We start from the raw sequence: 19,778 nt of genomic DNA, 5'->3' as shown, positions 1-19,778 counted from the left end.
AATTCGCGTGACAGCCGGCTCATGAGCGCGACGCTGCCCGCAGGTCTGACCGTGACCGCGCGGGTGCCCGCGTCCACCGCGAACCTCGGTCCCGGGTTCGACTCGCTCGGTATGGCATTGGGGATCTACGACGAGATCCAGGTGCGCACCACCGATTCCGGGCTCACCATCCGGATCGAGGGTGAGGGCGCCGACGACGTGCCTTGGGGCCCTTCACATCTCGTGGTCCGCGCGATCGAACGCGGTCTGGAGTCGGCCGGAGTTTGGGCCGACGGTCTCGATGTGGTGTGCCGCAACGTGATTCCACATTCCCGTGGACTCGGGTCGTCGGCCTCCGCGGTGGTCGGCGGCCTGGCCGCGGGGTGCGGCCTGGTCGCGAAGCTGGACCCGGCGCTGGCCACCTCGGCCGACCGAATGGTCCAGTTGGCCGCCGAATTCGAGGGTCATCCGGACAACGCGGCAGCCAGTGTGCTCGGCGGGATCGTGGTCTCGTGGACCGAGAGCGAGCATCCCGCCGACGAGGCGCCGGGCACGGAATACCACGGTCGCGTCTACCGTGCGGTGCGGCTCGAGCCGCATCCCGCGCTGCGGCCGGTCGTGCTGATCCCCGAGGAGCGCTCGTCCACGGCGCACACCCGCGGCCTGCTGCCCGACGTGGTGCCCCACGGCGACGCCGCGTTCAACGTCAGTCGCGCGGCACTGGCGGTGGTGGCGCTCACCCAGCGTCCCGACCTGCTGATGCCCGCCACCGCCGACCGCCTGCACCAGGCTCAGCGTGCTCCCGCGCTACCGCTGACCACCGCCTGGATCACCCGCCTGCGCGCGGCGGGGATGGCCGCCACCGTCTCCGGTGCGGGCCCCACCATCCTGGCCCTGGGTACCAGCGAATTTCCAGCGGAACTCCGCGAACTGGCGGCGGCCGACGGCCTGCGCGTGGTGGAGCCGGGAATCGCCGAGGGCGTCCTGGTCGACTGACGGCGAGTCTGTCTTGCCGAGATTCGCAATGGACAGCTATCCTGGGCAAGTCCGTACATCGTGCGCATCAGACGCCGGTGCTTCATCAGGGCAATCGCTCCAGCAGGCTCCAGGCTCGAGCCTCCAGGCCATGGGGGTGCTGCGTAGCTGCGCAACTGGAATGATCTCTCCCCACCTTTCACCAACGGTGGAGAAGCCGCCGGTCCGGCGGGGCAGGTGATACGGCACAAAGCGCCCGGACGGACGCATCCCAGTCCGGCAGAATGCCCGGGCTGCGGGACGAACCCTCGAAACAGCACACGGCAATCGAGGGAAGGAAAGGATTTCCGTGACAGATACGGACCTGCTCGCGACACCCGGCGTGGAATCGAACCCGACGGGCGACCGCGAAAGTGAATCCGGACAGATTTCGAAGATGATCGAAAACACCGACGTCGCACGATCGGGGCTGACTGGAATGTTGTTGCCGCAGTTGCGCGCGCTTGCGGGGGAGCTCGGTATCCGAGGCACCTCCGGAATGCGCAAGGGCGATTTGATCGCCGCCATCAAGGAAAATCAGGCCGGAAAGTCGGCGAAGGCGGAAAAGCCCGCCAAGGGCGAGGCCAAGTCCGCGGCAACCGCCAAGGCCGATGCCCCCGCGAAGAACGCGGCTCCTGCCGCGTCGGCGCCCGCCAAGGCCGAGCAGGCGACCCTCGACGTGACGCCCACGGCTTCGGCCGCGTCCACCGAGGCTCCCGCCCCGGCGAAGAAGGCTCCCGCCGATTCCGCGCCCGCCGCCGAGCCGGCCTCGTCCACGGCCACCGAGACCACCGAGGAGTCCGGCCGGGAGAGCGGCCAGCGTGGTCGTGGCAGGCAGCGGCGTGGCCGTGACCAGGCGCGATCCGCATCCGCCGAGACGGCTCCCGCCGAGACGCGTGCCGACGAACCGAAGCAGGACAGCGAACAGGGCGGCGAGCGCCGCCGCGAGCGTGGTCAGGGCGAGCGGCAGAGTGAGCGTGGTCAGGGCGAGCGGCAGAGCGAGCGCGGCCAGGGCGAGCGCGGCCAGGGCGAGCGCGGCCAGAGCCAGAACGGCAGCGCGGGCGGCCGTGGCGGCGACGACGAGGAAGGCGGTCGCGGACGACGCGGACGCCGCTTCCGGGAGCGTCGTCGTGGGCGCGACCGCGACGGTGGCGGTAGCGGTGGCGAGGCCCGCGAGCTGGAAATCCGCGAGGACGACGTCCTGCAGCCGGTCGCGGGCATCCTCGACGTGCTGGACAACTACGCCTTCGTTCGCACCTCGGGTTACCTGGCCGGGCCGAACGACGTCTACGTGTCGATGAACCTGGTCCGCAAGAACGGTCTGCGCCGCGGCGACGCCATCACCGGCGCGGTGCGCGCCCCTCGTGACGGCGAACAGGCCAACCAGCGCCAGAAGTTCGATCCGCTGGTGCGGCTGGACACGGTCAACGGCGGCGACGTCGAGGCGGCCAAGCGCCGTCCCGAGTTCGGCAAGCTCACCCCGCTGTACCCGAACCAGCGCCTGCGGCTGGAGACCCAGCCGAACAAGCTGACCACTCGCGTGATCGACCTGATCATGCCGATCGGCAAGGGCCAGCGCGCCCTGATCGTGTCGCCGCCGAAGGCCGGTAAGACCACGATTCTGCAGGACATCGCCAACGCGATCGCGACCAACAACCCCGAGGTCTACCTCATGGTCGTGCTGGTGGACGAGCGTCCCGAAGAGGTCACCGACATGCAGCGTTCGGTGCGCGGCGAGGTCATCTCCTCGACCTTCGACCGCCCGCCGTCGGACCACACCTCGGTCGCGGAGCTCGCCATCGAGCGCGCCAAGCGCCTGGTGGAGATGGGTCGGGACGTCGTCGTGCTGCTCGACTCGATCACCCGGCTCGGCCGCGCGTACAACAACTCCTCGCCCGCCTCGGGCCGAATCCTCTCCGGTGGTGTGGATTCCACCGCGCTGTACCCGCCCAAGCGGTTCCTCGGCGCGGCGCGCAACATCGAGAACGGCGGCTCGCTGACGATCATCGCCACCGCCATGGTGGAGACCGGTTCGACCGGTGACACGGTGATCTTCGAGGAGTTCAAGGGCACCGGCAACGCCGAGCTCAAGCTGGACCGCAAGATCGCGGAGCGGCGAGTGTTCCCCGCGGTGGACGTCAACCCGTCCGGTACCCGCAAGGACGAGCTACTGCTCAACCCCGATGAGGCGGCGGTACTGCACAAGCTGCGCCGCGTACTGTCCGGCCTGGACTCGCACCAGGCGATCGATCTGCTGATCGACCGACTGAAGAAGTCCAAGAACAACCTCGAGTTCCTGATGCAGGTGAGCAAGACCGCGCCGGGCGCGCTCGACGAATAGCATTGGGCTCGTCCGCCTCTCCGGGTATGCAGGCCGTACCGGCCGGGTGCCGGGGAGTTCATCAGTTGTCGCCATGACAACGGCCGAAAGGGTCCCGCTGGTGCGGGACCCTTTCGGCGTCCGGGGGGCGAAGAAGGCCCGGCCGACCGTGGCCGCGCCACTGATCAGCAGAGCGAGGATCAGTGCGCAATGCCCGATATCGGGCTCGGCGGAGGCGGATCGCGCGGTCTGGATGTACACGGCGTTCTCCGGCGTCGGAGAGTGCGCGTTGTCGGGGAGTGCGGACAAACCGACGGCGACCGAGAGAGTCAGTAGAACGAAGATCGCGGCCGCGATTCGGATGTTCACGGGGTCTCCTTCCTGTCTCGGCACGCCGATGTGCACCCAGGTATGCAACTCTATGAACGGATCTGTTCGCATTCGTGAGTAGCGGACTACCCGACTTCAGCGTCCCGGAGGCGGCGCCGATTCGCGTGCCCGGACTTCCAGGGGCGCGAACGATGGGGGAATACCTAGGGCGGGAACAAACCACTCGCCGGGGGCGTTTTGGGAGCGTAACGGCAGTTCTGGCATACTGAACGGTCGTTGCGTCTGCTCAGGTGAGCAGAGCTCCCGCCTAGTCGGTTCCGGTTCACGCTTCGCGCGAATTCGCGTGGGCGACCCGGCGACCAAACTCGAGAGGACACCCATGAAGGCAGGAATTCACCCGACGTATGTCGACACCACGGTCGTCTGTGGTTGCGGCAACACCTTCCAGACTCGCAGCACCAAGGAGTCGGGACACATCACCGTCGAGGTCTGCTCGCAGTGCCACCCGTTCTACACCGGCAAGCAGAAGATCCTCGACACCGGTGGCCGCGTGGCCCGCTTCGAGGCCCGCTACGGCAAGCGTGCCGGCAAGAAGGCCGACGCCAAGTAGCTTCCCCGCCGACGCCCGGTCCTGCTCGCAGGCCGGGCGTCGGTGTTTTGTCTGGACAGCTACCAGGGAGAAGGAAGCACTGTGACGCAACCGTCCGCCATCGACGACATTCTGGCCGAGTACGCGGGCCTGGAGACGCAGCTGGCCGATCCGTCGCTGCACAACGATGCGGGCGCCGCGCGCCGGGTCGGCAAGCGGTTCGCCGAACTGGCCCCGGTCATGGCGACCTATCGCAAACTGGAGACGGTGCGCGGTGACTTGTCCGCCGCCCAGGAACTCGCCGCCGACGACGCCGCGTTCGCCGCGGAGATCCCGGATCTGGAACGGCAGGTCGAGGAGCTGGAACAGGCCCTCGCCGACCTGCTGGCCCCCCGCGACCCGCACGACGGCGACGACGTCGTACTCGAGGTCAAATCCGGCGAGGGCGGCGAGGAGTCCGCGCTGTTCGCTTCCGACCTGGCCCGCATGTACGTGCGGTACGCGGAGCGGCACGGCTGGAAGGTCGAGATCCTCGACGTCGCCCTGTCCGACCTGGGTGGCTACAAAGAGGCGACGCTGTCGATCAAGAGCCGCGACGCGACGCGTGACGGTGTCTGGTCGCGATTCAAGTTCGAGGGTGGTGTGCACCGGGTGCAGCGCGTCCCGGTGACCGAGTCGCAGGGCCGCATCCACACCTCGGCGGCGGGCGTGCTGATCTACCCGGAACCCGACGAGGTCGAAGAGGTGCAGATCGACGAGTCGGATCTGCGCATCGACGTCTACCGCTCCTCCGGCAAGGGCGGCCAGGGCGTCAACACCACCGACTCCGCGGTGCGCATCACCCATCTGCCCTCCGGCATCGTGGTCACCTGCCAGAACGAGCGTTCGCAGCTGCAGAACAAAGCGCGCGCCATGCAGGTGCTCGCGGCGCGGTTGCAGGCGCTGGCCGAAGAACAGGCCGGCCAAGAGGCGGCGGCGGGCCGGGCCAGCCAGATCCGCACGGTGGACCGCTCCGAGCGGATTCGCACCTACAACTTCCCGGAGAACCGGATCACCGACCATCGCATCGGGTTCAAGGCGCACAACCTCGACTCCGTGCTCGACGGCGACCTCGACGCGCTGCTGGATGCTCTGGGGAAGGCGGATCGCGAAGCGCGGATGGCCGCGGAATGATCGTCGGTCAGGCAGAGTCGGTGTCATGTCTATGACCCGAGTCGCGCTGCGTCCCGTCATCAACGACGCCGTCGAGACGTTACGGACCGCTGGGGTGCACAGTCCGCGGGCCGACGCCGAGCACTTGGCGGCGCACGTCCTCGGCGTGGAACGGACGAGGCTGGCGCTGACCCCGCTGGTGCCGCCGGAAAAGCTGGACGAGTTCCGCGCGCTGGTCGACCGCCGGGCGCGGCGAATCCCGTTGCAGCACTTGACCGGCACGGCCGTGATGGGCGCCCTCGACCTCGCGGTCGGCCCCGGCGTCTTCGTGCCGCGCCCGGAGACCGAGCTGTTGTACGCGTGGGCGCTGGCGCAGCTGGAGGCGCTGCCGCACGATCACCCGCCGATCGTCGTCGACCTGTGCACCGGGTCGGGAGCGCTCGCATTGGCCGTCGCGCACGCGCGCCCCGACGCGGATGTGCGCGCGGTCGAACTCGATCCGGCGGCGCTGGTCTGGGCGCGGCGCAACACCGACGACCGCATCGCCGCGGGCGACACCCCGATCACCCTCTACGCCGACGACGCGACCGATCCCGAGCTGCTCACCGACCTGAACGGCCGGGTGGACATCGTGGTGTCCAACCCGCCCTACATCCCGGAGGGCGCGTCCCTCGACCCGGAGGTGGCCGAGCACGATCCGTCCGTCGCCCTCTTCGGCGGCCCGGACGGGCTCACGGTCATCCGCGGGATGATCCCGAACATCACCCGGTTGCTGCGCCCCGGCGGCGCCACCGCCATCGAGCACGACGACACCAACGGCTCCGGCGTCGCCGCCCTCCTCACCGCCACCGGCGTCTTCACCGACGTCGTAGAGCACCCCGACCTGGCCGGAAAACCCCGCTTCGTCGCCGCCACCCACACCTGACCCGCGCCTCACGCCGGTCCATCCGCATTCGCACGTGGGCCGGCCGGCTCTTCCGCACCCGAGCCGTGCAGCCGCTCGGAAAACGAGGGAGCGGCTACATCCCAACGGACTCGCGGCCAGCATGCTTCGCAGCCGCAGCCATCATCGATACTGGTCAGACCTGGGTGCGGCCCCTGCCGCACCCAACGCGACAACTGATTTCGCGAGCACATGGGTAACTCACCGGGCACGCCCAAAACTCCCTCGGCACCCGAGGTGGGACCTGCGCGCAACCTCCGTTCCACCCCACTAGTACGGCCTGAATACCCGGAGAGGCGGGGGAGCATGCCAGGATGGTTGCCGTGAGTACCGTCTACGACTGCGCGGATCCCGACTCGCGCGCCGCCGGACTGTCCGCGGCCACCAGCGCCCTGAAATCCGGTCGACTGGTCGTGCTGCCCACCGACACTCTGTACGGCCTGGCCGCCGACGCGTTCGATGCCACGGCGGTGAGCTCGCTGCTGGCGGCCAAGCGCCGCGGCCGGGACATGCCGGTGCCGGTGCTCGTCGGTTCCTGGCACACCATCGACGGACTGGTGTTCTCGGTGCGTCCGCAGGCGCGCGAGCTGATCCGGGCGTTCTGGCCCGGCGGTCTGAGTCTCGTTGTGCAGCAGGCGCCTTCGCTCGCGTGGGATCTCGGTGACACCCGCGGGACGGTGATGCTGCGGATGCCGCTGCATCCGGTCGCGCTGGAACTGTTGCGCGAGGTCGGTCCGCTGGCGGTGTCCAGCGCCAACGTGTCCGGACAGCCACCGGCCAAGACCGCGGCCGAGGCCCGTGACCAGCTCGGCGAGTTGGTCGGCGTCTACCTCGACGGCGGCCCGGCCGAGCACGCGGTCGCCTCCACCATCGTCGACCTGACCGCCGACCAGCCGCGCGTGCTGCGTGTCGGCGCGGTGCCCGTCGCCGATATCGCCGAGGTACTCGGCATGTCGCCGGAAGCGCTCAGCGGCGCCGCGCAGCTCGGATGATGGGTTCGAGCGCCGTCGTCCCCCTGCGGGAGCTGCTCGTCGTGCTGCTCATCTCGGCGGTGGTGACGTTCCTGGCCACCGGCGGAGTGCGGGTGCTGGCGATCGGCTTCGGGGCGGTCGCCGTGCCGCGCGACCGGGACGTGCACGTCAAGCCGATTCCGCGAATGGGCGGGGTCGGCATGTACATCGGCGTGGTCGCCGCGGTCTTGTTCGCCCACCAATTGCCCGCGCTGCGCAGCGGTTTCGACTACAAGCCCAACATCCCGATCGCCGTGCTGGTGGCGAGCACGGTCATCGTGCTGGTCGGCATCGTCGACGATCGCTGGGGCCTGGACGCGCTCACCAAGTTCGCCGGCCAGGTGACGGCCGCCGGCGTCATGGCCGTCATGGGATTGGGCTGGTACGTCGTCTACAACCCGTTCAGCAACACCACGGTCGTGCTGGACGGATTGCAGGGCGGCCTGGTCACGGTGGCGGTCACCGTCACGCTGGTCAACGCGATGAACTTCGTCGACGGGCTGGACGGCCTGGCGGCGGGCCTGGGTCTGATCGCGGCGCTGGCCGTCTTCGTGTTCTGCCTGGGACTGATGAACGAGCAGGGCGGCTCGGTCGACACCTACCCCCCCGCGTTGCTGGCCGCCGCGCTCGCGGGCGGATGCCTCGGCTTCCTGCCGCACAATTTCCAGCCCGCGCGCATATTCATGGGCGACTCCGGCTCGATGCTGATCGGATTGATGCTGGCCGCGGTGTCGACCGGCGCTTCGGGGCGAATCCCGCTGCAGGGGTACGGCCCGCGTGACATCGTCGGTCTGCTTTCCCCGTTGTTGCTGGTCGGCGCCGTGATGTTCATTCCGGTGCTCGATCTGTTGCTCGCGATCGTGCGCCGGGTCCGGGCGGGCGTGAGTTTCTCGACGCCGGACAAAATGCATTTGCATCATCGCTTGCTGCAGATCGGCCATTCCCATCGCCGCGTCGTGCTGCTGATCTATTTGTGGGTCGGCGTGCTCGCGTTCGGCGCGGTCGGCACGTCGCTGATGGATCGCACGCTGGTCGTGTTGCTGATGGCGGGCGGGCTGGTATTCGCGTTGGTGATCACCGCGATTCCGGGGCTGCGGCGTGGGGACCCGGCGGGTGACGGATCGGCGTCCGGGTAAAGTCGTCGGCTGTGAGCTTCACACCCCGACCTGTCCCCGGCCCCGACGCGCCGCTGCGCTCCGCGCTGCGCTACGGACTCATCGGCCTGGGCGTGCTGGTGGTCCTGGCGGTCGCGCTCGGCGCCGCCGTCGCGGGAACCGCCGGAGTGTGGGGTGCGCTGCTGGGCGCCGCGATCGGCGGTGGCTTCATCCTCACCACCGCGGCCGTCGTGCTGTTCGGCGCGAAACTGCCGCCGAGTACTGCCGGACTGATCATGCTGGTCAGCTGGGCGGGCAAGGTCCTGGTGGCCCTGATCGTCGTCGCGATCCTGCAGCGATTCGACTTCTACGACCGGGTCGTCCTGTTCCTCACGGTGGTCGGGGCGCTGGTGATCGTGCTCGGCGCGGAGACGTACGGCGTTGTCCGGCAGAAGGTTCCATACGTGACGACGACCGACCCCCAGAGCGCTCCGGGTACCCGGGAGTAACGAAAACCCCCACCCCCTACACGCTGTCGTAGATGACTTGGTAAAGTGTTGGTAAGCAAGCGACCAAGTCGGGGATCGTTGAGGGGTCACCGCCGAGATCCACCGCCTGGGCCGCTATGCTTACTGCCGTGCCGGGCTCCGAGGGGTTGTTCCGGTTCTGCATGTCGACGAATGTCGCCGACACACGTACAGACGCCTGGTGGAAATCAAAACCACCGCCCAGCTGCTGACGAACTTCGAGCCGACCTGAGTCGACCAAATTGATCGTCAATGTCCGATCGAACCGCGGGAATGACCGTACCCGCGGCCCGAACACGGGAGAGAACGCTGAGCGTCACCACTCTGGCGGCCGAGTTCCATGCGCCGTCGCTTACCGACTTCTTCCCTCCAGCTGTGCTGTTCGAGGGAACACCGTTCGAACTCGATCGATTGATGCTGATCCGCATTCTGATGTCGTTCGTTCTGGTCGGCGTGATGCTGCTGGCCTTCCGTTCGCCGAGGATCGTGCCGCGCGGCCTGCAGAATGTCGCCGAAATCGGCTTGGTCTTCGTCAAGGAGCAGATCTGCGAAGAAGTTCTCGGCAAGGACACCGGACGCAAGTACTTCCCGCTGATCGCGACGATCTTCTTCACGGTCCTCTTTCTGAACTTCTCCGGCGTCGTTCCGGGGTTGAACATCTCGTCGAATGCTCGAATCGGCATGCCGCTGGTGCTGGCCGTCGTCGCGTACCTGGCGTTCAACTACGTCGGTATCAAGAAGTACGGCTTTCTCACCTACATGCGCAGCAGCATCGTCGTTCCGAATGTTCCCCCCGCGCTGCACGTGCTGCTGATTCCGATCGAGTTCGTCTCGACCTTCATCCTGCGTCCGTTCACGCTGACCGTCCGACTCATGGCGAACATGCTGGCCGGCCACATCATGCTGGTGCTGTTCTTCAGCGCGACCTGGTTCTTCCTGTTCGACGCCGCCGCGTGGATGAAGGTGTTCTCGCCGTTCTCACTGATCGCGGGACTCGGGTTCACGCTGTTCGAACTGTTGGTCATCTTCCTGCAGGCTTACGTGTTTGCGCTGCTGACCGCCGTATACATCGGACTCGCACAGCACGCGGCCGATCACTGACCTGACCGACAACTACCGGAAACCTGCTGCACCACGCCGACCGGCGGGTGAGCAACAGAAAGGGAATGGAAGACTCATGAGCCTCGCTTACCTGGCCCAGGAAGCCGCCACGAACGAGAGCACCTTCAAGGGCCTGGGCGCCGTCGGCTACGGTCTCGCCGCGATCGGCCCCGGCATCGGCGTCGGCATCGTCGTCGGCAAGGCGATCGAGGGCATCGCGCGCCAGCCTGAGCTGCAGGGCACCATCCGTACCAACATGTTCCTCGGTATCGCGTTCACCGAAGCCCTGGCCCTCATCGGTCTCGTCGCCGGCTTCATTTTCTGATTCCGATGTACGAGTCAGTTTTGCTCGCCGCGGCGGAGGGAGAGGAAGTGAATCCTCTCGTCCCCGAAACGTACGACATCGTCTGGTCGATCGTCTGCGTCGTCATCATCGGAATCCTGTTCTACAAGTACGTGGTTCCGCGCCTGATGAAGACGCTCGACGAGCGTTCCGAGAAGATCGAAGGCGGCATCGCTCGCGCCGAAGCCGCGCAGGAAGAAGCTCAGCTCACCCTGCAGCAGTACCAGCAGCAACTGGCCGACGCCCGGCTCGAGGCCGCTCGCATCCGTGAGGACGCGCGCACCCAGGGCCAGGAGATCCTTGCGCAGATGCGCTCGGAGGCCCAGGCCGAAGCCGACCGCATCATCGCGGCGGGCCACACCCAGCTGGAAGCCCAGCGCCAGCAGATCCTGACCGAGCTGCGCTCGGAAGTCGGCCGCACGGCCGTCGATCTGGCCGAGAAGATCATCGGGCAGTCGGTGTCCGACGAGGCCAAGCAGGCCACGTCGATCGACCGGTTCCTCGACGAACTCGATCAGTCGGACGCAGGCATCGGGGTCGGAAGGTAACGACGCGAAAGTGAGAAGCATGTACGCAGCGAGCCGCGAGGCCAGTGCCCGGTCTCGGGAGGCGCTTCGGGCCGCTCTGACCGGAAGCGACAGTGCCGCGGCCACGACGGGGTCGGAACTGTTCGCCGTTGTCGCCGTGCTGGACGACCAGCGTTCGCTGCGTGTGGCGCTCGCGGACGTGTCGGTGCCGGGTTCCGTGCGCGCGGAACTCTGCGAGCGGGTCTTCGGCGGCAAGGTCAGCGCTGCCACGCTGGCAGTGCTGACCACCGCGGTGGCCCAGAACTGGTCGCGCACCTCCGACCTGGTGGCCACCTTGGTCCTGCTCGGCCAGGAGGCGTTGCTGGAGTCGGCGGCCCAGCGTGGCCGGCTCGAAGCGGTCGAGGACGAACTGTTCCGGCTCGGCCGGATCATCAGCGACAACCCGGAGCTGGAGCAGGCGCTGTCGGATCGATCGCAGCCGGATTCGGCCAAGCGTGAGCTGATCCAGCAGCTGCTGACCGGCAAGACGGAGGCCATCACCCTGACCCTGGCGGAGCAGGTGGTGACCAGGCAGCGGTCGAGCATCGGCGCCGCCTTCGACGAACTGGCCGACCTCGCGGCGGCTCGCCGCGATCAGATCGTCGCGCATGTGCGCGCCGCGATCGGGCTCACCGAGCAGCAGCGTGACCGGCTGGCCGCCTCGCTGCGGCGCATCTACGGCAAGGCGACCACGGTGCACATCCAGGTCGACCCGAGTTTGCTGAGCGGAGTCGTGGTGCGCGTCGGTGACGACGTGATCGACGGCAGCGCCCTCGGCCGACTGGAGAAGCTGCGCCGGGCACTGGCCTAGCGCGCTTCCACCACCCCGACATTCCAGACCCAGACAGCGAGAGCAGGAAGAACATGGCGGAGCTGACGATCTCCTCCGATGAGATCCGTAGCGCGATCGAGAGCTACACCCAGAGCTACACCCCCGAGACCTCCATCGAAGAAGTCGGTGTGGTCACCGACACCAGTGACGGCATCGCGCATGTCAGCGGCCTGCCTTCGGCGATGGCCAACGAGCTGCTCGAGTTCCCGGGCGGCGTGCTCGGCGTCGCGCTCAACCTCGAGGACCGTGAGATCGGTGCGGTCATCCTCGGCGAGTTCGCCGAGATCGAGGAGGGCCAGGAGGTCCGCCGGACCGGTGACGTGCTCTCGGTTCCGGTCGGCGACAAGTTCCTCGGCCGCGTGGTGAACCCGCTCGGCCAGCCGATCGACGGCCTCGGCGAGATCGAGTCCGAGGGACAGCGCGTGCTCGAGCTGCAGGCCGCGACCGTGCTGGAACGCCAGCCGGTCGAGGAGCCGCTGGCCACCGGCATCACCGCGATCGACGCGTTGACCGCCATCGGCCGCGGCCAGCGTCAGCTGATCATCGGCGACCGCAAGACCGGTAAGACCGCGGTCTGCATCGACGCGATCCTGAACCAGAAGGCCAACTGGGAGACCGGCGACCCGAAGAAGCAGGTGCGCTGCATCTACGTCGCCATCGGCCAGAAGGGCTCCACCATCGCGGGCGTGAAGGCCGCGCTGGAGCAGCACGGCGCGCTGGAGTACACCACCATCGTCGCCGCCCCGGCCTCCGACTCCGCCGGCTTCAAGTGGCTGGCCCCCTACACCGGTTCGGCCATCGGCCAGCACTGGATGTACCAGGGCAAGCACGTGCTCATCGTGTTCGACGACCTGACCAAGCAGGCCGAGGCCTACCGCGCCATCTCGCTGCTGCTGCGCCGCCCGCCGGGCCGCGAGGCCTACCCCGGTGACGTCTTCTACCTGCACTCCCGGCTGCTGGAGCGTTGCGCGAAGCTGTCCGACGAGCGCGGCGCGGGCTCGATGACCGGCCTGCCGATCATCGAGACCAAGGCCAACGACATCTCGGCGTTCATCCCGACCAACGTCATCTCCATCACCGACGGCCAGGTCTTCCTCGAGTCCGACCTGTTCAACAAGGGCGTCCGCCCGGCGATCAACGTCGGTACCTCGGTCTCCCGTGTCGGTGGCGCCGCCCAGACCAAGGGCATGAAGAAGGTGGCCGGCTCGCTGCGTCTGGAACTGGCGCAGTACCGCGAGCTGGAGGCGTTCTCCGCCTTCGCCTCCGACCTGGACGCGGCCTCGCTGGCCCAGCTCGAGCGCGGCGCCCGCTGGGTCGAGCTGCTCAAGCAGGACCAGTACTCGCCGGTGCCGGTGGAAGACCAGATCATCTCGATCTACTTGGTCGACCGCGGCCACTTCGACTCCGTCCCGGTCGGCGACATCCGCCGCTTCAACGCCGAACTGCTGGAGGACCTGCACCGCAGCGCCGCCGACGCGTTCAAGGCGATCGAGGGCGGCAAGGTGCTCGACGGCGAGGCGGCCGAGCAGATCGAGGCGGCCACCAAGAAGTTCTTGGGGACCTTCCTCACCTCCGACGGCACTCCGCTGGTGAACGAGGCCGAGGCGGGCCAGCTCGACCACGAAGAGGTCGAGTCGCTGTCGGTGACCCGCAAGCACGTCGAGAAGTAACGCGAGCCCGCCAATGCGCTATTCGATCCGCGGCAGGAGCCAGGGGCACGAAGGAGGAAGCGTGCGCAACCTCGTCGTGCCCCGCGAATGCCGCCAATCCAACGCAGGGAATGAAGGGAGTGTGAACCGCTGATGGCAAGCTTGCGTGAATTGCGCTCCCGCATTCGTGGTGTGAATTCGATCAAGAAGATCACCAAGGCCCAAGAGCTGATCGCGACCTCGCGCATCTCCAAGGCCCAGGCCAGAGTCGCGGCCGCGAAGCCGTACGCCGAGGAGATCACCAAGGTCCTCAGCGAGCTGGCCGGCGCGTCGAAGAACCTTTCGCATCCGCTGCTGACCGAGCGCCCCAACCCGCGCCGGGCGGCCGTGCTGGTGATCACCAGTGACAGCGGCATGTGCGGTGGCTACAACTCGAACGTGCTCAAGCGCGCCGAAGAGCTGATGACCACCCTGCGCGACGAAGGCAAGGAGCCGGTGCTCTACGTCATGGGCAACAAGGGCCTGACGTACTACGCCTTCCGCGACCGCCCCTACGTGTCGGCGTGGACCGGGTTCTCGCAGCAGCCGAAGTACACCGATGCTTCGGCCGCCTGCCACCACCTGGTGGACGCCTTCATGGCGGGCTCCGGCGGCGCGGTTCCCGCGCCGAACGGAACGGGCGACATCGCCGGAGTCGACGAGCTGCACGTGGTGTACACCCGCTTCGTCTCGATGTTGACGCAGACCCCGGAGGTGCGCCGGTTGGCGCCGATCCAGGTGAGCTACGTCGACGAGAACTTCGACCTGGGCGAGGACATGGTGTCGGATTCGCCGACCGCGGATGTCCACGCGCAGTACGAATTCGAGCCCGACGCCGACGTGCTGCTGGCGGCGCTGCTGCCGAAGTACGTCAATACGCGTATCTACGCGTCGTTGCTCGAGGCAGCGGCATCCGAGTCCGCGGCTCGGCGCACCGCAATGAAGGCCGCCACCGACAACGCCAACGAACTCGCGAGTGTGCTCCAGCGCGAGGCGAACTCGGTGCGTCAGGCCCAGATCACGCAGGAAATCAGCGAAATCGTCGGCGGCGTGAACGCGCTGGCGTCGAGCTCGGACCGCGACTAAGCGCCATCGCGGCCTGAGCGACGGGCACGTAGGAGGAAGCGTGCGTAACCACGAAGGGCCCCGCGAGGGCCGCCGATCAGACCCAGCCTGAGGCACGGGCCGGAAGCGGAAGCGTGCGTAACCACCAAGGCCCCCCGAAGGCCGCACATCGACACGGAGAGAACCAACACCAATGACCGCAGCTGTCACTCAAGACAACACGAGCCGGACCGGCGCCGCCGCGGGCCGCGTCGTCCGGGTCATCGGGCCCGTCGTGGACGTCGAGTTCCCGCGCGGAGCCATCCCCGAGCTGTTCAACGCTCTGCACGCCGAGATCACCCTGACCTCGGTGGCCAAGACCTTGACTCTCGAGGTCGCTCAGCACCTCGGCGACAGCATCGTGCGCACCATCTCGATGCAGCCCACCGACGGCCTGGTCCGCGGCGCCACCGTGACCGACACCGGCAAGCCGATCTCGGTGCCGGTCGGTGACGTGGTCAAGGGCCACGTCTTCAACGCGCTGGGCGACTGCCTGGACACCCCCGGCCTCGGCCGCGACGGCGAGCAGTGGGGCATCCACCGCAAGCCGCCGTCGTTCGACCAGCTCGAGGGCAAGACCGAGCTGCTCGAGACGGGCATCAAGGTCATCGACCTGCTCACCCCGTACGTGAAGGGTGGCAAGATCGGTCTGTTCGGCGGCGCCGGCGTCGGCAAGACCGTTCTGATCCAGGAGATGATCACCCGTATCGCCCGGGAGTTCTCCGGTACCTCCGTGTTCGCCGGCGTCGGCGAGCGCACCCGTGAGGGCACCGACCTGCATCTGGAGATGGAGGAGATGGGCGTCCTGCAGGACACCGCTCTCGTCTTCGGCCAGATGGACGAGCCGCCGGGCACCCGTATGCGCGTCGCCCTCTCGGCCCTGACCATGGCCGAGTACTTCCGCGACGTGCAGCACCAGGACGTGCTGCTGTTCATCGACAACATCTTCCGGTTCACCCAGGCCGGTTCCGAGGTGTCGACCCTGCTCGGCCGCATGCCCTCCGCCGTCGGTTACCAGCCCACGCTGGCCGACGAGATGGGTGAGCTGCAGGAGCGCATCACCTCGACCCGTGGCCGGTCCATCACCTCGCTGCAGGCCATCTACGTGCCCGCCGACGACTACACCGACCCGGCCCCGGCGACCACCTTCGCCCACCTGGACGCGACGACCGAGCTCTCCCGCCCGATCTCGCAGAAGGGCATCTACCCGGCCGTCGACCCGCTGACCTCGACCTCCCGCATCCTGGAGGCCTCGATCGTCGGCGACCGGCACTTCCGGGTGGCCAACGAGGTGAAGCGGATCCTGCAGAAGTACAAGGAACTGCAGGACATCATCGCCATCCTCGGTATGGACGAGCTGTCGGAAGAGGACAAGGTCCTCGTCGGTCGCGCCCGTCGTCTGGAGAAGTTCCTCGGCCAGAACTTCATCGTGGCCGAGAAGTTCACCGGTCAGCCGGGTTCGGTCGTGCCGCTGGAGCAGACCATCGACGACTTCGATCGTGTCTGCAAGGGCGAATTCGACAGCTACCCGGAGCAGGCCTTCAACAGCTGCGGTGGTCTCGACGACGTCGAGGCGGCCGCCAAGAAGATCCTCGGAAAGTAGTCACCGATGGCGGAAATGTCAGTCGATCTCGTCGCTGTCGAGCGACTGCTCTGGTCCGGCCAGGCGTCGTTCGTCAGCGCGCAGACCACCGAGGGCCAGATCGGCATCATGGCCGGGCATGAGCCGTTGCTCGGCCAGCTGGTCGAGGGCGGCACCGTGACGATCGTGGACACCGACGGTCAGCGCATCGTCGCCGCGGTGCACGGCGGATTCTTCTCGGTCACCGCGAACTCGGTCCGGGTGCTCGCCGAGTCGGCGGAGTTCGCCGACGAGGTGGACGTGGAGGCGGCCCGCCGGGTGCTGGCCGACTCCGACGCCAGCGAGGAGCAGCAGAAGGCGGCTCAGGCCCGGGTGCGCGCGGTCGAACAGGTCGCGAACGCGTAACCGACAACCTGTCATCCAGAACAAATGCTGTCGGCGGTGAAGAGTCCCTTCACCGCCGACAGCGTCTTTCAGGCGAGTCGGACACGGCCGGGCCATTTGTAAACTCGGGGCCGTGATTGAATGGCCGCACGCGGTGTGCACATCACAGCTCGCCGGGCGCACAGCCTGCCTGCTCACGAAGAGCCTGTGAACACCGCCAATCGGATGCCGTGTCGACGACATGGCGGCGTAGCGAAGGGACGTACGGCATTGCAAACCGGGATGGTTCTGCTGATCATTCTGGTGCTCACGCTCGTGTTCCTCGCGCTCGCCTCGACCTACCGCCTGATCATGTTGCGCCGCGGCGGAACTGCCGCGATCATGCGCGTCCTCCCCGCTCGTGGCGGTCAGGGGTGGCGGCACGGCCTGATGCGCTACGACGAGGATCGACTCGTCTTCTTCAAACTCACCAGCCTCAAACTCGGCCCGGACTCCACCATCCGGCGGCAAGGCATCGAGATCGGTGATCGGCGTGGTCCCCGCGGCGACGAGTACGACATCATGACCGACGACATCGCCGTGATCGCGGTATCCGATCGCGCGGGCGACTTCGAACTGGCCTTGGATCGCGACTCGCTGACCGCTTTCCTTTCCTGGGTGGAATCCCGCCCGTCCGACCGCACCCGCCGGATGCCGGGACTGTAGTACGCGCGTTCCCGCCCGGGCTTCGTCCGGCTGCTCCCGCTAGGGTTGTGCTGTGAGCGTGCATCTGACCCGGATCTATACCCGGACCGGCGACGACGGGACCACGGGATTGAGCGACTTCTCCCGGGTCGCGAAAACCGACCCCCGCTTGGTCGCCTACGCCGACTGCGATGAGACGAACGCCGCCATCGGTGTGGCGATCGCGCTCGGCGGGCCGGAGGAGACGATGCTCGTGGTGCTTCGGCAGATACAGAACGATCTGTTCGACGCCGGCGCCGACCTCTCCACACCCGTGGTGGCGGAGCCGAAGTATCCGCCGTTGCGGGTCACCCAGCCCTACATCGACCGGCTCGAAGCCTGGTGCGACGAGTTCAATGCCGAACTCCCGGCGCTGGATTCGTTCATCCTGCCCGGCGGTACGCCGTTGGCGGCCCTGCTGCACACCGCTCGCACGGTCGCCCGCCGTGCGGAGCGCTCGGCCTGGGCCGCGATCGAGGCCCATCCCGAGGACACCGGCGTCCTACCCGCCAAGTACCTCAATCGGCTGTCGGATCTGCTGTTCATACTCAGCCGGGTGGCCAATCCCGGCGGCGATATCCTGTGGAAGCCCGGCGGACAACAGCCGAGCGGCCTGATCGCGTAGCACCGGAGGCGAGTACCCGAGCGATCACGGGGTATGGCCGGCAAGGCGACGGATCACCTCGCCGGCCCGCGGAACGCTCACCCCGCGGCACTCGCTCGAACGGCGAAAATGTCCGGAGGCGAGGGGAGTCGTGGAGACGCGGCACCGTAGTGCGCCGCCCCAACTATCCTTGCACCAACAGTGCGCCGAATACGCGGAGAGGCGGCATGGAACGGTTTTTGGTTACCGGCGGAAACAGACTCGTCGGTGAGGTCACAGTGGGGGGCGCCAAGAACAGCGTCCTCAAACTGATGGCCGCTGCGTTGCTGGCCGAGGGCACCACCACCATCACGAACTGCCCGGACATCCTCGATGTGCCGCTCATGGGTGATGTCCTGCGCGGACTCGGCTGCGACGTGACCATCGACGGGGGGGTGGTCGCCATCACCACGCCTGCCGAGCCGAAGTACCACGCGGACTTCCCCGCGGTGACTCAGTTCCGCGCGTCGGTGTGCGTGCTCGGCCCGTTGATGGCGCGGTGCAAGCGCGCCGTCGTCGCGCTGCCCGGTGGTGACGCGATCGGCTCTCGCCCGCTCGACATGCACCAGGCCGGTCTGCGCCTGCTCGGCGCGACGAGCGAGATCGAGCACGGCTGTGTGGTGGCAAGGGCCGACGAACTGCAGGGCGCCCGGATCCGCCTGGACTTCCCCTCGGTCGGCGCGACCGAGAACATCCTCATGGCGGCGGTGCTCGCCGAGGGCGAGACGGTGATCGACAACGCCGCGCGCGAACCCGACATCGTCGACCTGTGCAACATGCTCGTCCGGATGGGCGCGCGGATCAGTGGGGCGGGCACCTCGGTGCTCACCATCCAGGGCGTCGAACGCCTCTCGCCCACCACCCACCGCGTCATCGGTGACCGCATCGTGGCCGCGACGTGGGGCATCGCCGCCGCGATGACTCTCGGGGACATCCGCGTCACCGGCGTGAATCCCAAACATCTGTCGCTGGTGCTGGACAAGCTGCGCTCCGCGGGAGCGCGCATCTCGTTCGAAACGGACGGCTTCCGGGTGATCCAGGCCGAGCGCCCGCGTGCCGTGAACTTCTCGACGCTGCCGTTCCCCGGTTTCCCGACCGATCTGCAGCCGATGGCGATCGGGCTCGCGTCCATCGCCGACGGCACCTCGATGATCACCGAGAACATCTTCGAGGCACGCTTCCGGTTCGTCGAAGAGATGATCCGGCTCGGCGCCGACGCGCGCACCGACGGGCACCACGCCGTGGTGCGCGGGATCCCGCGGTTGTCGAGCGCTCCGGTGTGGTCGTCGGATATCCGGGCCGGCGCCGGTTTGGTCCTCGCCGGTCTGGTCGCCGACGGCACCACCGAAGTGCACGACGTCTTCCACATCGATCGCGGGTATCCGAATTTCGTCGAGCAGCTGCAGACCCTGGGCGGCGATGTGGTGCGTGTCGGCGCTGCGGATTGAGCGCCGATTCCGTCCGGGTCGGCCGCACGTTACGAACGTTTCCGCGAAAATGCGTGCTGACCAGGGGATTTGACATCGTGCACGCAGACACGTAACTTATTCCAAGTCAGAGCGACACGGACACCGACCCGGGGCCCAGAAGCTGAGCGGAAACGCTGAGCACGCGGCCAGGGAAACGAGGTAGGACGAGGAGCGCCTGACGCTCACACTGGCTCGAACGAGACCCTGGTTTGCAACCGGGTTCCCGACTGAGCTAAGCTGGAAAAGTTGCTTCACCGATCAATCGGCTCAGACCGAACGATGGTGTGTGCGTGTGTTCTTTGAGAACTCAATAGTGTGTCGATGAATGTCAGTGCCAAATGTTTTATTTGGTTCCGGCTCTTCCCGCTCCCCGTGTGGGAGGGTC

Annotated in this window: 20 protein-coding genes; 19 read left to right on the top strand and 1 reads right to left on the bottom strand. The window is 67.4% G+C overall.

Annotated features, from left to right (window positions below):
* Positions 1 to 21: 21 nt before the first annotated feature.
* From thrB to LTT66_RS06095, 8 genes are all read left to right on the top strand, one after another.
* Positions 22 to 975, top strand: a complete 954-nt coding sequence (gene thrB / locus LTT66_RS06130) for a homoserine kinase (RefSeq protein ID WP_233065055.1) — start codon at positions 22 to 24, stop codon at positions 973 to 975.
* Between the two features lie 328 nt (positions 976 to 1,303).
* On the top strand, positions 1,304 to 3,334 hold the full coding sequence (gene rho / locus LTT66_RS06125) for a transcription termination factor Rho (protein ID WP_408638749.1): 2,031 nt from the start codon (positions 1,304 to 1,306) through the stop codon (positions 3,332 to 3,334).
* A gap of 688 nt (positions 3,335 to 4,022) precedes the next feature.
* Positions 4,023 to 4,253 carry a 50S ribosomal protein L31 gene (gene rpmE, locus LTT66_RS06120; protein ID WP_039796334.1) on the top strand — a complete coding sequence of 77 codons (231 nt, stop codon included), beginning with the start codon at positions 4,023 to 4,025 and terminating at the stop codon, positions 4,251 to 4,253.
* Positions 4,254 to 4,334: 81 nt separating this feature from the next.
* On the top strand, positions 4,335 to 5,405 hold the full coding sequence (prfA, locus tag LTT66_RS06115; RefSeq protein WP_181720947.1) for a peptide chain release factor 1: 1,071 nt from the start codon (positions 4,335 to 4,337) through the stop codon (positions 5,403 to 5,405).
* A gap of 31 nt (positions 5,406 to 5,436) precedes the next feature.
* Positions 5,437 to 6,309 (top strand): peptide chain release factor N(5)-glutamine methyltransferase, encoded by an 873-nt coding sequence (prmC, locus tag LTT66_RS06110; RefSeq protein WP_233069025.1) that lies wholly within the window; start codon positions 5,437 to 5,439, stop codon positions 6,307 to 6,309.
* A 341-nt stretch (positions 6,310 to 6,650) separates the two neighbouring features.
* Positions 6,651 to 7,319 (top strand): L-threonylcarbamoyladenylate synthase, encoded by a 669-nt coding sequence (locus tag LTT66_RS06105; protein WP_195067382.1) that lies wholly within the window; start codon positions 6,651 to 6,653, stop codon positions 7,317 to 7,319.
* Positions 7,316 to 8,473: a glycosyltransferase family 4 protein gene (locus LTT66_RS06100; protein ID WP_043688213.1), complete on the top strand. Its 1,158-nt coding sequence runs from the start codon at positions 7,316 to 7,318 to the stop codon at positions 8,471 to 8,473. The genes LTT66_RS06105 and LTT66_RS06100 overlap by 4 nt, the downstream gene beginning before the upstream one ends.
* 11 nt (positions 8,474 to 8,484) lie before the next feature.
* Positions 8,485 to 8,940, top strand: coding sequence for a hypothetical protein (locus LTT66_RS06095; protein WP_233065050.1), 456 nt, complete (start codon positions 8,485 to 8,487; stop codon positions 8,938 to 8,940).
* 16 nt (positions 8,941 to 8,956) lie between these two features.
* On the opposite strand, the gene LTT66_RS06090 is transcribed toward LTT66_RS06095, so the two are convergent.
* Complete coding sequence (locus LTT66_RS06090; RefSeq protein ID WP_233065048.1) at positions 8,957 to 9,211, bottom strand: hypothetical protein; 255 nt, start codon at positions 9,209 to 9,211, stop codon at positions 8,957 to 8,959.
* On the opposite strand from LTT66_RS06090, the gene atpB reads away from it, so the two are divergent.
* From atpB to murA, 11 genes are all read left to right on the top strand, one after another.
* On the top strand, positions 9,211 to 10,059 hold the full coding sequence (atpB, locus tag LTT66_RS06085; protein WP_083899173.1) for a F0F1 ATP synthase subunit A: 849 nt from the start codon (positions 9,211 to 9,213) through the stop codon (positions 10,057 to 10,059). The genes LTT66_RS06090 and atpB overlap by 1 nt on opposite strands.
* A 76-nt stretch (positions 10,060 to 10,135) precedes the next feature.
* Positions 10,136 to 10,384, top strand: a complete 249-nt coding sequence (locus LTT66_RS06080) for an ATP synthase F0 subunit C (RefSeq protein ID WP_039796339.1) — start codon at positions 10,136 to 10,138, stop codon at positions 10,382 to 10,384.
* A 5-nt stretch (positions 10,385 to 10,389) separates the two neighbouring features.
* Entirely contained in the window at positions 10,390 to 10,950 is a 561-nt protein-coding gene (locus LTT66_RS06075; protein ID WP_233065046.1) for a F0F1 ATP synthase subunit B, read from the top strand.
* Between the two features lie 19 nt (positions 10,951 to 10,969).
* Entirely contained in the window at positions 10,970 to 11,779 is an 810-nt protein-coding gene (locus LTT66_RS06070) for a F0F1 ATP synthase subunit delta (protein WP_195067384.1), read from the top strand.
* Positions 11,780 to 11,832: 53 nt separating this feature from the next.
* Positions 11,833 to 13,470, top strand: coding sequence for a F0F1 ATP synthase subunit alpha (atpA, locus tag LTT66_RS06065; RefSeq protein ID WP_233065044.1), 1,638 nt, complete (start codon positions 11,833 to 11,835; stop codon positions 13,468 to 13,470).
* Positions 13,471 to 13,602: 132 nt separating this feature from the next.
* Positions 13,603 to 14,574, top strand: coding sequence for a F0F1 ATP synthase subunit gamma (locus LTT66_RS06060; protein WP_233065042.1), 972 nt, complete (start codon positions 13,603 to 13,605; stop codon positions 14,572 to 14,574).
* A gap of 172 nt (positions 14,575 to 14,746) precedes the next feature.
* On the top strand, positions 14,747 to 16,195 hold the full coding sequence (gene atpD / locus LTT66_RS06055) for a F0F1 ATP synthase subunit beta (RefSeq protein WP_233065040.1): 1,449 nt from the start codon (positions 14,747 to 14,749) through the stop codon (positions 16,193 to 16,195).
* A 6-nt stretch (positions 16,196 to 16,201) separates the two neighbouring features.
* Positions 16,202 to 16,579, top strand: coding sequence for a F0F1 ATP synthase subunit epsilon (locus LTT66_RS06050; protein ID WP_043688226.1), 378 nt, complete (start codon positions 16,202 to 16,204; stop codon positions 16,577 to 16,579).
* A gap of 261 nt (positions 16,580 to 16,840) precedes the next feature.
* Positions 16,841 to 17,263 (top strand): DUF2550 domain-containing protein, encoded by a 423-nt coding sequence (locus tag LTT66_RS06045; protein WP_181720938.1) that lies wholly within the window; start codon positions 16,841 to 16,843, stop codon positions 17,261 to 17,263.
* A gap of 52 nt (positions 17,264 to 17,315) precedes the next feature.
* Complete coding sequence (locus tag LTT66_RS06040) at positions 17,316 to 17,906, top strand: cob(I)yrinic acid a,c-diamide adenosyltransferase (RefSeq protein ID WP_233065038.1); 591 nt, start codon at positions 17,316 to 17,318, stop codon at positions 17,904 to 17,906.
* A 206-nt stretch (positions 17,907 to 18,112) separates the two neighbouring features.
* Positions 18,113 to 19,372, top strand: a complete 1,260-nt coding sequence (murA, locus tag LTT66_RS06035) for a UDP-N-acetylglucosamine 1-carboxyvinyltransferase (protein ID WP_233065035.1) — start codon at positions 18,113 to 18,115, stop codon at positions 19,370 to 19,372.
* Positions 19,373 to 19,778: the final 406 nt, after the last annotated feature.

Origin of the sequence: Nocardia gipuzkoensis, assembly GCF_021183645.1 — a bacterium.
Taxonomy (GTDB): Bacteria; Actinomycetota; Actinomycetes; order Mycobacteriales; family Mycobacteriaceae; genus Nocardia; species Nocardia abscessus.
The sequence above is the reverse complement of the archived record's forward strand: the minus strand, read 5'-3'. Positions and strand labels throughout refer to the sequence as shown.